Annotated in this window: 14 protein-coding genes; 1 reads left to right on the top strand and 13 read right to left on the bottom strand. The window is 53.6% G+C overall.

The features are described 5' to 3' along the window. Positions 1 to 8 precede the first annotated feature (8 nt). From HMPREF3201_RS09175 to hrcA, 11 genes are all read right to left on the bottom strand, one after another. Positions 9 to 1514 carry a YifB family Mg chelatase-like AAA ATPase gene (locus HMPREF3201_RS09175; protein WP_062412773.1) on the bottom strand — a complete coding sequence of 502 codons (1506 nt, stop codon included), beginning with the start codon at positions 1512 to 1514 and terminating at the stop codon, positions 9 to 11. Positions 1515 to 1518: 4 nt separating this feature from the next. Continuing rightward, the gene (locus HMPREF3201_RS09170) at positions 1519 to 1890 is read right to left on the bottom strand and encodes a YraN family protein (RefSeq protein WP_062412942.1); all 372 of its coding nucleotides are present in this window, start codon (positions 1888 to 1890) and stop codon (positions 1519 to 1521) included. Between the two features lie 103 nt (positions 1891 to 1993). After that, positions 1994 to 2122, bottom strand: coding sequence for a hypothetical protein (locus tag HMPREF3201_RS12060; protein ID WP_255353917.1), 129 nt, complete (start codon positions 2120 to 2122; stop codon positions 1994 to 1996). Further along, complete coding sequence (locus HMPREF3201_RS09165) at positions 2119 to 2463, bottom strand: histidine triad nucleotide-binding protein (RefSeq protein ID WP_062412772.1); 345 nt, start codon at positions 2461 to 2463, stop codon at positions 2119 to 2121. The genes HMPREF3201_RS12060 and HMPREF3201_RS09165 overlap by 4 nt, the downstream gene beginning before the upstream one ends. Before the next feature lie 49 nt (positions 2464 to 2512). Next, the gene (gene mtaB / locus HMPREF3201_RS09160) at positions 2513 to 3820 is read right to left on the bottom strand and encodes a tRNA (N(6)-L-threonylcarbamoyladenosine(37)-C(2))-methylthiotransferase MtaB (protein WP_062412771.1); all 1308 of its coding nucleotides are present in this window, start codon (positions 3818 to 3820) and stop codon (positions 2513 to 2515) included. Continuing rightward, the gene (locus tag HMPREF3201_RS09155; RefSeq protein ID WP_062412770.1) at positions 3820 to 4548 is read right to left on the bottom strand and encodes a 16S rRNA (uracil(1498)-N(3))-methyltransferase; all 729 of its coding nucleotides are present in this window, start codon (positions 4546 to 4548) and stop codon (positions 3820 to 3822) included. Before HMPREF3201_RS09155 ends, mtaB begins: the two co-directional genes overlap by 1 nt. A 4-nt stretch (positions 4549 to 4552) precedes the next feature. Further along, a complete protein-coding gene (gene prmA / locus HMPREF3201_RS09150; protein WP_062412769.1) occupies positions 4553 to 5428 on the bottom strand; it encodes a 50S ribosomal protein L11 methyltransferase in 876 nt (291 codons plus the stop codon). A gap of 20 nt (positions 5429 to 5448) precedes the next feature. Then, on the bottom strand, positions 5449 to 6762 hold the full coding sequence (gene dnaJ / locus HMPREF3201_RS09145) for a molecular chaperone DnaJ (protein WP_227163090.1): 1314 nt from the start codon (positions 6760 to 6762) through the stop codon (positions 5449 to 5451). Between the two features lie 23 nt (positions 6763 to 6785). Next, the gene (gene dnaK, locus HMPREF3201_RS09140; RefSeq protein WP_062412768.1) at positions 6786 to 8642 is read right to left on the bottom strand and encodes a molecular chaperone DnaK; all 1857 of its coding nucleotides are present in this window, start codon (positions 8640 to 8642) and stop codon (positions 6786 to 6788) included. Between the two features lie 33 nt (positions 8643 to 8675). Further along, positions 8676 to 9278, bottom strand: coding sequence for a nucleotide exchange factor GrpE (gene grpE / locus HMPREF3201_RS09135; protein WP_062412767.1), 603 nt, complete (start codon positions 9276 to 9278; stop codon positions 8676 to 8678). Between the two features lie 18 nt (positions 9279 to 9296). Then, positions 9297 to 10331 (bottom strand): heat-inducible transcriptional repressor HrcA, encoded by a 1035-nt coding sequence (hrcA, locus tag HMPREF3201_RS09130; protein ID WP_062412766.1) that lies wholly within the window; start codon positions 10329 to 10331, stop codon positions 9297 to 9299. 306 nt (positions 10332 to 10637) lie between these two features. On the opposite strand from hrcA, the gene HMPREF3201_RS09125 reads away from it, so the two are divergent. Then, complete coding sequence (locus HMPREF3201_RS09125; RefSeq protein WP_062412765.1) at positions 10638 to 11042, top strand: OsmC family protein; 405 nt, start codon at positions 10638 to 10640, stop codon at positions 11040 to 11042. A gap of 138 nt (positions 11043 to 11180) precedes the next feature. On the opposite strand, the gene HMPREF3201_RS09120 is transcribed toward HMPREF3201_RS09125, so the two are convergent. Further along, a complete protein-coding gene (locus HMPREF3201_RS09120; RefSeq protein ID WP_062412764.1) occupies positions 11181 to 12434 on the bottom strand; it encodes an NAD(P)-dependent malic enzyme in 1254 nt (417 codons plus the stop codon). 24 nt (positions 12435 to 12458) lie between these two features. Beyond that, on the bottom strand, positions 12459 to 13871 hold the full coding sequence (locus HMPREF3201_RS09115; RefSeq protein WP_062412763.1) for an aldehyde dehydrogenase family protein: 1413 nt from the start codon (positions 13869 to 13871) through the stop codon (positions 12459 to 12461). Positions 13872 to 13877 lie beyond the last annotated feature (6 nt).

Raw genomic sequence — 13877 nt, 5'->3', positions numbered from 1 at the left:
CACCTCCCTTACATTTTGTTTCGGTAACTGATGGCTTCTGCCACATGATGTTCTTCAATATGCGCTGCGCCGGAGAGGTCGGCAATGGTCTGAGCCACTTTGATGAGTCGGTCGTAGCTGCGGGCACTGAGGCGAAGGAGGTCAAAAGTCTCACGCAGTATCTCTCGAGCAGGCTGGCTCAGGCAGCACGTCTCCTTGATTTCCCGGTGCCCCATGTGGGCATTGCAAAAACAGTTATAGTTGGACAGCCGCGCCGCCTGCCGTTCCCGGGCCTGCAGGACTCGGTCCCGTATCGTTGCCGACGTCTCAGCGGCCTGGCTTGCCACCAAGTCGCCGTAGGCCGGCCTGGCCACGCGAACGTGCAGGTCGATACGGTCCAGTAAGGGACCAGAAATCTTATTGATATAGCGATGACGGTTATTTTCAGAACAAGTACAGTCATCATCAAACCCATAGCGGCCACAGGGACAGGGATTCATCGCCGCCACCAGGACGAATCGCGAAGGATAGGATAAGGCGGCATTGACCCGGGCAATGTGAACGATGCCGTCTTCCAGTGGCTGCCTCAACACTTCCAGGACCGAACGGGGAAATTCCGGCAGTTCATCGAGAAAGAGGACGCCGTGATGGCTGAGGGTCACTTCTCCAGGATGAGGAATCGTTCCGCCGCCGACGAGGCCTGCCCGGGATATCGTGTGGTGAGGACTTCGGAAAGGCCGCCTTTGCATGAGCTGCCCTTCCCGAAGGAGGCCGGCAACACTGTAGATTTTCGTCACCTCCAGGGCCTCTTTCTTCCCCAAGGGCGGTAAAATCGTCGGAATCCGTTTAGCCAGCATGGTCTTGCCGCTTCCCGGCGGGCCGATCATTAAAATATTATGGCCGCCGGCAGCTGCGATTTCAAGCGCTCGTTTGGCTTCGGCCTGGCCTTGTACTTCAGAAAAGTCGAGGTCGTAATCGAGAATGTCTGACAGCTGTTCTTGAGCCGTGATGGGCTTCAAAGGCGCCTCGCCTTTCAAATGGCCGGCGACGCGAGACAAGGACTCAGCCGTATAGACCGTAACCGACGGGCAAAGAAGGGCTTCGGCACCATTTTTAGAGCTTACAAAAACGGCCTTCACGCCTTGTGCGGCCCCTTCGATGACCATGGGCAGGACACCGTTTATCGGCCGAATCTCCCCATCGAGAGCCAGTTCCCCTAAAAAGAGGCAGTCCGTACAGGCTTCCAAGGGAATCTGGCCGCTCGATGCCAAGATCGCCACGGCCAATCCCAAATCGAGTCCCGACGTATCTTTCTTCAAATCAGCCGGTGCCAGATTGACCGTCAGGCGCCGCATGGGAAACTCATAACCGCTGTTCTTAATGGCTGCTCGCACCCGTTCCTTAGCTTCTTTGACCGACGTCGAAGCCAATCCCACCAAATCGAAGGACGGCAGGCCGTTTGAAATATCCGTCTCGACGGCGATGACGTGACCGCCAAGGCCCAAGGTCGCAGCACCTGAAATGCGTGCAAACATGAGTTCACCGCCTTTCTGCAAAAAAAGCATGGACGACGTGGCGGATAACGGGCTGATCGTCAGCGCCGGGCCAGACTTCGATGACGTCAAAACGACAGGGCTTATCCCACAACCTGAACTGTTTCAGATAGCCCGAAGCGACACAGGTAATTTTCTGACGCTTCCGCCGTTCAACGGCCTCACAGGGCCTGCCGTAGCGCTCAGATCGTCGCGTCTTGACTTCGATGAAAACAAGCGTCCGTCCATGGTCGGCAATGATATCGATTTCACCCATGCGATTGCGGTAGTTGCAGCAGCGGATGCGATAATCCGTCTGATGCCGTATATAATCCATGGCAGCCTGTTCTCCATAATAGCCTAAAAGCCTTGTTTCCATAATACCTTCCCCTTTCACGATGTTATTCCTTCTATTATAGACGTCGCGGATTAAAGGGGCGTAAAAAAAAGACCCTGTCGGGTCTTTTTTCATGAAAGAATCATTAGATTTTATGAATGGCTAAAAAGGCGACGAGGCCGATGAGGATGACGATGGCGATGATACGGGTAATCGAAGCCAGGGAAATCTGCACATGCTTTTGCGGCTGTCTTCGCGGCCGGCGCTCACTCATACGCCGGGCCATGCCATTTCTTTGCCGCCTAAAATGTGGGCGTGCATATGATGAACGGTCTGACCGGCCTTTTCTCCCGTATTGAATACGACGCGGAAGCCATCCTTATCGAGGTTCATGACCTGAGCGACTTTCTGGATCGCATAGAGCATCTTGCCGGCTATGTCGGCATCATCCGGAGTCAGGGCTGCAATGCTCTGAATGTGTTTCTTCGGAATGACCAAAACGTGTACCGGTGCGACGGGATTGATGTCCTTGAAGGCGAAGAAATTATCGTCTTCCCAAACCTTGGTGCTCGGGATTTCCCCGGCGATGATCTTGCAGAAAATGCAGTCTTCCATAATAAATTCCTCCTTCTGGATGCGGCAAAGTCAGGCTATGCCCTTTCAATCAAAGGGCCTTTCCCAAGAGCTTCTTGCCATCGGTTCCGACAAGGGCTACGGAAACGACCGTCCCCCGTGCGCCTTCCGAAAGTCCGCTAAGGGCAACGCGTTCATAATTTCCCGTAAAGCCTTCACCATCTGTCCCCTCCTGGGTTTCGACGAGGACCAACGCGTTCGTCCCGACGAGGGATTCGAGGAGCGCTGCTTTTTGACGGGCCGACAATTCATTGACCAATTCGACGCGGCGCTTCTTTTCTGCCGTATCGATCTGGCCTTCCATAGTTGCTGCCGGCGTCCCTTTTCGCGGCGAATAGGGAAAGGCGTGAATATGGGAAAAGTTGAGGCGTTTCAGCGTTTCCATCGTGTCTTCAAACAGGGCCTCTGTTTCACCGGGAAAGCCTAAGATGAGGTCCGTCGAAACGGTCAGGCCATTGATACGGCTGCGCAGACGGGCTATCAAGGCTTCGTATTCAGCGACCGTATAATGACGGTTCATGGCCTTTAACACCGCATCAGATCCCGCCTGGAGCGGCAGGTGCAGGTGGCGGCAAATCCGATCCGAACTGTTCATGACGGCAATCATATCGTCGTCGATTTCCAGCGATTCGATAGAACCCATGCGGATACGGGCTACATCCGTTTCTTTGACCAAGCGGTCGAGGATGTGGGCCAGAGACGGATGATCGTCGAGATCACGGCCATAGGCACCGAGGTGGATGCCGGTCAGGACGATTTCCTTAAAACCGGCGTCGACGAGACGTTTGGCTTCGGCAATAACGGCATCGGGACGGCGAGACTTCAAAGCGCCGCGGGTATAGGGAATGATGCAGTAGGCACAGAAATTATTGCAGCCTTCCTGTATCTTCAGGTCTGCCCGCGTATGTTCAACAGCCGACGGATAGAGGGGGATTTCCTCAAATTCATCGTGACGGCGCACGTCGTGGACGGCCGTAAAGGCTTCATCACCGCCGCCTGCAATCAACTCGCCGACGATGGAGACGATGCGTTTTCGTTCATTGGTCCCGACGACGGCATCGACTTCGGGCATAGACGAAAGCAGCTCCGGATCGAGCTGGGCATAACAGCCGGTAACGATGACCTTAGCCGCTTCATTGCGCTTCTTGGTCCGCCGGATGAGCTGGCGAGACTTTTTTTCACCGACTTGGGTGACCGAACAGGTATTGATGATGTAGACGTCGGCAGGGCCGTTAAAATCAGCTTCTTCAAAGCCAGCTTGTAGAAATAAGCCCCGTATGCTGTCCGTATCGTATTGGTTGACACGACAGCCCAGGGTCGCAAAAGCAATAGTTGGCATTACTTGAATCCTCTTTCGTACATAATGATAGATAAGGCCGTCAGCGACGCCGTTTCAGCCCGCAGGATACGCGGACCGAGAGAAACCGTGCGGCACCAGGCAAAATGCTGCCCGGCGTAGGCGATTTCCTTCTCGGCATAGCCCCCTTCGGGACCGATGGCAATGACGACATCACCGGTCCGCACGTCGCGGCAGGCTTCGGACAGCGGCGCCGTTTCCCGTTCATAGGGAAGGATGCAGCGCCGGTCGGCATAAGCGTCGACAAAATCCGTAAAGGTCATGACCGGTGCCACATCGGGCACGTCGTCGCGGCCGCACTGCTTAGCCCCTTCCAGTGCCAGCCGCTGCCACCGTTCAAGCCGGGACTTCTGCCGTTTATCATCTAATTTTACTACACAATATTCCATTTGTACAGGAACGATTCGGCTGACGCCAAGCTCCGTCGCCTTCTGAATGACCCAGTCGAACTTATCACCTTTTAAGATGCCGGCTGCCAAAGTAACCGTTCCTACCGAAGCCGCCGGCTCAGATAACTTTTTAGCCGGCGTCAAATAGGCCGAATGACCTTCGATGCGGGTAATGAAGCATTCATAGGTGGTCCCGGTCACGTCGGTCACAGGAATGGTGTCGCCTACGGTGTGGCGCAGGACGAGGACGACGTGACGGGCATCGTCAGCCGACAGTTCAAAGGTACCGCAAATCGGAAAATCCGTAAAAATCTTGCGCATGATCTCACCTCGTCAATTTTACGGCATACCAGCCGCTCCGGAGCTGTTCATCAGCCCATACAAACCCGGCCTTTTCGGCAGCCGCCCGCACTTCGTCGATGCGGTCGTCGATGATACCGCTGACGATGAGCGTGCCGCCGTCTTTTAAATAAGGAGCCACCGTCGGCAAGAGTGCCAAGACGGCATTGGTCACCAGATTGGCCACGATGACGTCGGCTTTTTGTCCCTTAGGGATGGCCGCCAAAAGGTCGCTGTTGGCAATGGACAGCCTATCTTCGACGCCGTTAATGGCTGCATTGACCCGGGCCTGGGCGACAGCGGCACTGTCAAAATCGACGGCTGCTGCATGAGCGGCTCCCAATTTAGCAGCTGCAATGGCCAAAATTCCCGTACCCGTTCCGATGTCAAAGACGATGTCGCCCGGTTGTACCGTATCTTCCAGGTACTGGACACAGAGACAGGTCGTATCGTGAAAGCCGCTGCCAAAAGCGAGTCCGGGATCGATGGTAAGGACATCTTCTCCCGGTTCCGGCGACGCTTTTTCCCAAGCCGGTTCCGCCCAAAAATGGCGTGAGATCTTCTTGGGATGGAAATGATCCTGCCAGGCAAAGAGCCAGTCTTCATCGTTGACGTTCTTTTCGATGACCTGCCAGTTGCCGAGGTCGGCGCCGCGGCTTTCAAGGGCGTTCATTTTTTCTCGTATCGTTTCCACCAAACCTTCTTGTGCCAGCGGGAAATACGCTGTAATGCGGACGCGACCCTCAGAGTCCGGCTGTTCATCGTCGATGACCGAACCGTTGCTGCCACATTCATAAACAAGAAGGGCCACCAAATCGGTGGCCACTGGGGAAACGAGCAAATCGACTTCATTCCATTGCATCGTCTATGCTCCCTTCATCTTTACAGATCTTCTTTTAATCGGGCCCAACTCCAACAGAAGTCGCCCCATACTTTTCTCAAGCTCTGAAACAAATCGTCTTTCAGCTTGTTCCAGACGCTCTTCTTGTTCTTCTTGGTGTCTTTTTTCGTATTGCTTACAGCACTGTCATCGGCCTTCTTTTCAGCCGACTTTGGCTCCCCCACCCACGTTTCACCGCCGGCATAGGCGAATTCACGCAGGAGTTCCTGCTGTTTGTCGTTTAATTTCTTAGGAATGGAAACCGTAACCCGGACGTGGTGATCACCGCGGCGGTTCTTGGCGCCGAGGACCGGAATGCCCTTGCCGCGAATGCGGAACAAGGTACCGGTCTGGGTGCCGGCCGGAATGTTCAACTCGATTTTTCCATCCAGGGTTTCGACAGGAATCTTGGTCCCCAAAGCTGCCTGAGCAAAGGAAATCGTTTCTTCTGACAAGATGTCGCTTCCTTCACGGGCAAACTTCGGATCGCGGCGAACGAAGATGTAGACGTACAGATCGCCGTGACCGCCGCCTCGGGTACCCGGTTCACCTTCGCCGGCAACGCGCAGGCGTGCGCCGTCATCGACACCGGCAGGAATCTTGATCTTCAGTTTCTTGCGAACTTTTACCGTTCCCGAACCATGACATTTCTTGCATTTGTCATGGATGATCTTGCCCGTACCGCCGCAGCGGCTGCAAGTGCGGACATTGACCATCTGGCCAAAGGGTGTGTTCTGGACGACACGCTGCTGGCCTGTACCGTGACAGTCAGGGCAGGTATCGACCTTGCTGCCCGGTTCGGCACCTTCGCCGTGACAGTGGTCACACGTTTCTTCCTTGGGAACTTCAATTTCCATTTCCGTCCCAAAAGCAGCCTGCTTCAAGGCGATGTCTACGTCATAGCGCAGATCGGCGCCCCGCTGAGGCCCATTGGACGACTGCCGGCCGCCTTGACCGCCAAAGAAGGAATCAAAGATATCTTCAAAGCCACCGAAGCCCTGACCGCCCTGGCCGAAACCGCCAAAGCCGCCAAATCCTCCGAAGCCGCCCTGACCAAAACCAGCACCGGAACCGGCAGCGTTCCCATTCTGGAAGGCTGCCGGACCGAACTGGTCGTACTGGGCGCGTTTTTGCGAATTAGACAAGACGCTGTAGGCTTCGTTGATTTCTTTGAACTTTTCTTCAGCCGCCTTCGGATCATCAGGGTTGCGGTCCGGATGATACTTGAGGGCCAGCTTTTTAAAAGCTTTTTTAATTTCCGCATCGCTGGCGTCTTTGGAAACGCCGAGCACTTCATAGTAATCTCTTTTGCTCATCTGAGAAGCCCCTCTTATCTATCTTACTTCTTATCGTCGTCAACTACGGTGTAATCGGCGTCTACTACATTGTCATCCTGCTTCTGGCTTTCGCCGGCATCGGACTGAGCGCTGCCGCCTTCCGGCTGTGCCTGCTGCGAAGCTGCATCAGCGTTCTTGTACATTTCGCTGGTCAAGTCGTAAAGCGGTTTGGTCAATGCTTCCGAAGCAGCCTTGATCTTATCGACATCGTCGCTCTTTACAGCTTCTTTCAAGTCGGCGATTTTGTCTTTAATTTCCGAAACTTTAGCAGCGTCGGCTTTGTCACCCATATCCTTGATGGTCTTTTCAGCCTGGTAAATGAGGGAGTCGGCGTTGTTCTTCGCTTCGATGCCTTCTTTACGTTTCTTATCTTCGGCTTCGTGAGCAGCAGCTTCCTTGACCATGCGGTCGATTTCGCTCTTGTCGAGACCCGAAGAGGATTTGATAGTGATCTTCTGTTCCTTACCCGTTCCGAGGTCTTTTGCCGAAACGTTTACGATACCGTTAGCATCGATGTTGAAAGTAACTTCGATACGAGGTACTCCACGCGGAGCTGCCGGAATGCCCGTCAGTTCAAAGCGGCCGAGGGTCTTGTTGTCAGCAGCCATTTCACGTTCGCCCTGAAGGACGTGGACGTCAACGGACGGCTGATTGTCGGCTGCCGTCGAGAATACCTGGCTGCCAGAGGTCGGGATTGTCGTATTGCGTTCGATGATCTTGGTGAAGACACCACCGAGGGTTTCGATACCGAGGGACAACGGCGTAACGTCGAGGAGGAGAACGTCTTTGACGTCACCTACGAGGACACCGGCCTGGATAGCAGCGCCGATAGCAACGCATTCGTCAGGGTTTACGCCCTTGCTCGGTTCTTTACCGAGGATCGATTTGATGGCTTCCTGAACGGCCGGGATACGGCTGGAACCACCGACGAGGATGATCTTATCGATTTCGTCGATGCTGAGACCGGAGTCGGCAATAGCCTTCTTCGTCGGTTCCATCGTAGCATGGACGAGGTCTTCCGTCAGTTCGTTGAATTTAGCACGGGTCAGGGTCAGGTCGAGATGTTTCGGGCCCGAAGCGTCAGCCGTGATGAAGGGCAGGTTGATGTTGGTCGAAAGGACCGTCGACAATTCGATTTTTGCTTTTTCAGCAGCTTCTTTCAAGCGCTGGTCAGCCATCTTATCCTGCGAGAGGTCGATGCCGGTCTGTTTCTTGAATTCGTCAACCATCCAATCCATGACCTTGTTGTCGAAGTCGTCGCCGCCGAGTTTCGTATTGCCGTTGGTAGCCTTTACTTCAAAGACGCCGTCGCCGAGTTCGAGGATCGAGACGTCGAATGTACCGCCGCCGAGGTCAAATACGAGGATCTTGCCGTCGCCGCCTTTATCGAGGCCATAAGCAAGAGCGGCTGCCGTCGGTTCGTTGACGATACGGAGAACGTCGAGACCGGCGATTTTACCGGCGTCTTTCGTAGCCTGACGCTGGCTGTCGTTAAAGTAAGCCGGAACCGTGATAACGGCCTGGGTTACTTTTTCGCCCAAGTAGCTTTCAGCGTCTTCCTTCAATTTCTGAAGGACCATAGCCGAAATTTCCTGCGGCGTATAGTTTTTGCCCTGAACGTCAACGGTGTAGTTTTCGCCCATGTGACGCTTGATCGAGGCAATGGTGTTTTCCGGGTTAGAAACGGCCTGGCGTTTTGCCAACTGGCCGACGAGGCGTTCGCCGGTCTTTGAGAAACCGACAACCGACGGGGTGAGACGAGAACCTTCCGTATTCGTGATGACCGTAGGTTCGCCGCCTTCCATAACAGCGACTACGGAGTTTGTCGTACCTAAGTCAATACCAATAACTTTACTCATAAAAGATTCCTCCATTCTTATACTAAACGATAATTAACCGTTAAATGCAACTTTAACCATGGCCGGACGCAAGGTCTTTTCACCCAGGAGATAGCCCTCCTGAAGGACCTCTACGACGATATCGTCATCGTATTCGTCACTGGGCACACGCATGACAGCCTGATGATAGTTGGGATCGAAAGGTTTACCAACAGCTTCGATTTTCGTGACCCCTTCCTTTTCAAGGACGGCCATAAGCTGTTTGTAAATCATTTCATACCCTTCGATAAAGGAGTGTACATCGTCGGAAACGGCATCCGTCGGGGCTTTTAGAGCCCGTTCAAAATTGTCGATGACCGGCAGGATCCGGCTGAGGACATCCATTTTGACGACTTCCGAAATCTGAAGCTTTTCGGAAGCAGTACGCTTCTTATAGTTGGCAAAATCAGCCTGCAGGCGAACGAACTGCTGTTCAAACTTTGCGGCTTTTTCCGCATCGGCCTTGTCAGCGCCGTCATTGGCATCCGGTTCTGCTTGCGCAGCGCCCTCATCTGCCGCCTGAGCGTCTACGGCTTCGGCTTTTTCCTTAGCAGCGTCTTCTGCTACTTTATTCGCTTCTTCCTGTAATACAGTATCTTTTTTCTCTTCGTTACTCATCTCGTTCGGTACTCCTCCTTACGTCTCGTCCTGGTAATGGGACAGCATCTGTGTCATATGCTGTTTCATGAAATCCAACAGGCCGATGATCTTGGCATATTCCATCCGGGCTGGTCCTAAGACGGCCAGCTTGCCGAGAACGACATCGTGATCGGTAAAGGTCGCTTCAATGATGCTGCAGTCGTTGATTGGCGACAGCTTCGTTTCCTCACCGATCCGGACGGTAACAGCCTGACCTTCGCCTTCATCGTGAAGGATGTTGGCGACGATGTCCTGTTCTTCCAACATGGTAAAGAGGCTCTTGGCCTTGTCGACGTCTTTAAATTCCGGCTTGTTGAGCAGCTCCGTCGTACCGCCTTTGTAGAAATGCTCTCCTTGGCGGCGCGTCTGCTCCATGGCCCGGAAGGCCAGCCGATACAGTTCGACGTCGTCGACGATGGTTTCATGAAATGTTTCGATAGCCTTTTCATCGATGCGGTCCATGGCCGTACCGGTCAGATAGTTGGTCAGCTTTTGAGCAATGATGTTCAAATCATCCATGCTGGCCCCGCGGGGCTTCGGATAAATACAATTTTCAACCTGTCCCGTGTCAGTGACGACGATCATGATCGCCCTTCTGTCATCGAGGGGCAGGAAGCGAATGTACTTCAACTTGGAGTTGAGCCGCTCCGACGCCATGATCAAGGTGACGTTGTGCGTAATCCTCGCCAGGAGCTTGGCCGTCGACTGAAAGATTTCATCGACACTGCTCAGCTTATCTTGAAACCAGGACTGGACGAACTTCTTTTCCGCTTCCGTGATCTTCGTCGGCTTGAGAAGGCAGTCGACATAGAGCCGATAGCCCTTCAAAGACGGGACTCGGCCGGCCGACGTGTGCGGCTGTTCCAAATATCCCATCATTTCCAAATCGAACATCTCGTTGCGGATCGTCGCCGGACTGACGCCCAAATCATACTTACGGGCAATCGTCCGTGACCCGACAGGCTCAGCAGAGGCGATGTAGTCCTGAACGATGACTTGCAGTATCTTCTGTTTTCGTGCATCCAAGTTCATGACCACTCACCTCTTGCTCATTTGACTTTTCTTAGCGTTCTGACTATTTGACCTCTAAGACTATATATAAGATAGCATGACCCAAATCTTTTGTCAAGAGAATATAGGTCAAAAAGTCAAAATAAATATCAAAACCGATTGACGTGGCATAATCTCCCCTTTTTAACGGAAAATCAAATCCAAAAAATCGGTAAAATCCCAGACGTGTTCCCCGGTGTTATGGTACAATGAAGCAAAGGGTTACGGCCCATATACTACACGCATATATTACATTATTTTAATACTCGCTTCAAAGGAGGTAATCCCATGTCTTACGTATTATGCAAAGGCCATCTTCGCAACGAACTTCACGATGCTAAAAAGAAACAGACCGTGCTCACCGACGGCCCGACCAGCTACGGTGGCTATGAAGAAACGTATTCCCCGGCAGAACTCTTGGCCGACACCTACGCTTCCTGCGCCATCTCCATCATGGCGGCAGTGGCATCACAAATGAACTGCGACCTGACCGGAACCTATGCCGATACCGAAACCGCCGTCGATGACAAAAATTTCCGGCTTGAACACATCGGCGTCCACTTCCATTTACCCAAATCCGTCGATGAAAAGCATCGCAGCTCCATCGAAGCCGCCACAAGAGATATGTGCATCGTCGGACGAAGCCTCCACCCCGATATCAAAAAAGATTTGACCTTCACTTACGACGTATAAAAATGGTCAAGAGAGAAAGACTCACTACAGCCAATCACAGCGGATAGCTTAGAGTTCCCTAACATTTGACACAGAACCAAAAGAGAGCCGTTTCCCAAGTCAATAGACTCAGGAAACGGCTCTCTTTATAGTATTATATTATGCGTTGACCGATTCAGACACGGCGCGGAACTTGGCAATCGTTTCTGCTGCTTCCCGGCGGATGTCTTCAGGGTCGCGAGTAATGCGGGCGACACCGCTATCCATGGCCGCTTTGGCGACGGCTGCTGCGACGGCCGGAGCTACTCGTTCGTCAAAAGCGTTAGGGATGACATGGTCTTCAGCCAGTTCGTCGTCAGAAACTAAGGACGCGATAGCATAGGCTGCGGCCAGTTTCATATCCTCGTTGATGCTGCGGGCCCGGACGGCCATAGCACCGCGGAAGATGCCCGGGAAGACCATGACATTGTTGATCTGGTTGGGCGCATCGGAACGACCAGTCCCGACGACTTTGGCACCGGCAGCTTTAGCCGAAGCATAGTCCGTTTCGGGAATGGGGTTGGCCATAGCAAAGACGATGGCATCGTCAGCCATGGATTCGATGAGCTCTTTCGTGAAAATATGAGGTGCCGAAACACCGAGGAGCAGGTCCGCGCCTTTGACAGCATCGGCCAAGGTCCCCTGCTTCCGGGAGCGGTTGGTCACTTCGGCCAGTTTCGCCTGGACGGCATTGAGGCCTTCCATACCGGCGTAGAGGATGCCCGGACGGTCGACCATAGTGACGTCTTCAGCACCGGCCCGGACCAAGAGGCGGCCGATGGAAGCGCCGGCAGCACCGGCACCGTTGATGACGATACGAGCCGTCTTGAGGTCTTTTTTGACGAAGCGCAGGGCTCCGATGACGCCAGCTAAGGCAGCGATGGCCGTGCCGTGCTGGTCGTCATGGAAGACGGGGATGTCCATCTCCCGCTTCAGCGTTTCTTCGATTTCATAGCATTTCGGCGACGAAATGTCTTCCAAGTTGATGCCGGCAAAAGACGGCTGCAGGCGCTTGACCGTTTCGATGAACGCTTGGGGATCCTTGGTGTCCAGGCAGATGGGAACGGCATTGACGCCGCCGAATACCTTGAACAGGATGGATTTCCCTTCCATGACCGGCATGGCCGCTTCCGGACCGATGTCGCCCAAACCGAGGACGCGGGTCCCATCGGATACGACGGCAATCATATTTCCCCGGCAGGTCAGGTCAAAGGACAGGTCCGGATCTTTGGTGATTTCCCGGCACGGCTGAGCTACGCCCGGCGTGTAGAGCACACTCAAATCATCGGTAGTCTTTAAAACCGCCCGCGGGAAGGTTTCAAGAATGCCTTGCTTGCCTCGGCGGATATTCATGGCTTGTTCATCAAAATTCATAGCTAATAACTCCTCTACAATAGTTTATGCGTTAAAAATGGCTTGCGGTTCCGTAAATTCCAACATCCCGTCTTTGCCGCCTTCACGGCCGAGACCGCTGTCCTTAAAGCCGCCAAAAGGCGCCGTGACGTCGCGCGGGCTGCCGTTGACGTAGATGTTGCCCGACAGGATGCCTTCAGCAACCTTCGTGGCTTCTTCCTTATCAGGACCCCAGACGGCGCCGTTGAGGCCGTACTTGGTGTCGTTAGCGATGGCCAGTGCCTGGTCGACCCCTTCATAGGTGAGGACGCAGAGGACAGGCCCGAAGATTTCTTCTTGGGCAATGGTCATATCGTTGGTCACATCGGTGAAGACCGTCGGATTGATGAAGTACCCCTTTTCAGGCGGTTCCGGACGGCCGCCGGCGAGGACTGTAGCCCCTTCTTCGATGCCCTTAGCAATGTAAGAATCGACGATATTCCACTGTTCTTTCGAAGCGACAGCGCCGACTTTCGTCGTTTCCAAGGTCGGGTCGCCGACAGTGTATTCCGGCAGGACCTTGAGGATGATCTGTTCGATTTCGGCTTTTGCTTCCTTGGGAATGATCAATCGCGACAAGGCCGTGCAAGTCTGACCGCTGTTGAGCAGCAGCGAGTTGAAGCACATGCGGACCGCCTTTTCATAGTCGGCCCCGGGCAGGATGATGAACGGCGACTTGCCGCCCAATTCCATACTGATACGCTTCATGGTCGCCAAGGCACGCTGGGATACTTTGATGCCCGCTTTCGTCGAACCCGTAAAGGAAATCATAGAGATATTGGGATCGTCGCAGATGGCATTGCCGATTTCACCACTGCGGCCGGGGATGAAGTTGAAGACGCCCTTCGGGAATCCTGCCCGATCAAAGGCTTCGGCCAGATAATAAGCCGTTACCGGCGTCGACTGGCTGGGCTTCAAGACGACCGTCGCACCGACCAAAATAGCTGGAATGACTTTTTGGATGATCTGGCCCAAAGGATAGTTCCACGGCGTGATGCAGCCGATAACTCCTAAGGGACGGCGGTATACAACGGACTGGGGCAGTTTTTCGACTAAAGGCAGCTTCGGTGCCAAGTCGATATAAGACTGAGTCCGTACGAACTGGTAGCCGATGTGATTGGTCTTAACGAAGGAAACAGGGATCCCCAATTCGTTGACGACAGCATCGACCATCTGCGGTTCAAATTGAATGAGCTCTTTAAGCAATTTTCTCATAAAATCAATTCGTTCTTCCATCGGTCTTGCCGCCCAAGCAGGAAATGCTTTGGCTGCAGCTAAGGCGGCAGCGGCGACATCCTGTTCACCGGCAGCGGCAACGGTGGCGAAAGTTTCTTTCGTCGCCGGATTTTCAACGTCGATGTATTGGCCGGATAAGGGTGCTACCCATTGGCCGTCGATATACAATTTCTTTAAGTCCATGAAAAA

The sequence above is a fragment of the Megasphaera sp. MJR8396C genome, assembly GCF_001546855.1.
In the GTDB taxonomy this organism is placed as follows: Bacteria; Bacillota; Negativicutes; order Veillonellales; family Megasphaeraceae; genus Megasphaera.
Note: the sequence above shows the minus strand (reverse complement) of the source record. Positions and strands in the feature narration are given on the sequence as shown.